Here is a 582-nt window from a genome sequence, read left to right as displayed (position 1 = left end):
ACATGCGCCCGACATCGGTGAGCACCACTTGTCGGCCTTCGCGGCTGAACAGGCGCATGCCGAGCATCTTTTCCAGAATCTGCACCTGACGGCTGACCGCGCTTTGCGTCAGCGACAGTTCGTGGGCGGCGCGGGTGTAGCTTTCATGGCGTGCAGCGGCCTCGAAGGCCAGCAATAACGACATGGAAGGGGTGAGGGTTCGCGGATTCATTCGTTTTAGTCATGGATTACGGGTCGATTTTACGTTTGTTCCGAAGGCACCAAGCAATGAACATAAGCACCATGAGATGGCGGGAGCGTGACGTAATCATTCATTGCGCACAACTGTTCACCGCCACACGGCCCGATTTTGACCGAGATTTCCCGACCGATGATTGCCCAGCTGGCGCCCGCCGCCGCATTGACCACGGATTACCAACAGTTCCTCAAAGCCCTGAAAGCCAGTGGCTTTCGTGGTGAGATCAGTGCCGATTACGCCAGCCGCGTAGTGCTTGCCACCGACAACTCGATCTATCAGCGCCTGCCGCAAGCGGCGGTGTTTCCGATGGATGCCGAGGATGTGGCACGGGTCGCGCGATTGAT

2 protein-coding genes are annotated in these 582 nt (G+C 58.1%); one reads left to right on the top strand and one right to left on the bottom strand.

What is annotated here, in order from left to right:
• Positions 1 to 211: LysR family transcriptional regulator (locus tag HT737_RS29355; RefSeq protein ID WP_182404571.1), on the bottom strand; the 211-nt coding region annotated here is incomplete at its 3' end.
• A 159-nt stretch (positions 212 to 370) separates the two neighbouring features.
• On the opposite strand from HT737_RS29355, the gene HT737_RS29350 reads away from it, so the two are divergent.
• On the top strand, positions 371 to 582 hold a 212-nt coding region (locus tag HT737_RS29350; protein ID WP_182404572.1), incomplete at its 3' end, for an FAD-binding oxidoreductase.

Source organism: Pseudomonas sp. MD195_PC81_125 (assembly GCF_014060985.1).
GTDB classification, from domain to species: domain Bacteria; phylum Pseudomonadota; class Gammaproteobacteria; order Pseudomonadales; family Pseudomonadaceae; genus Aquipseudomonas; species Aquipseudomonas parakoreensis.
The sequence above is the reverse complement of the archived record's forward strand: the minus strand, read 5'-3'. Positions and strand labels throughout refer to the sequence as shown.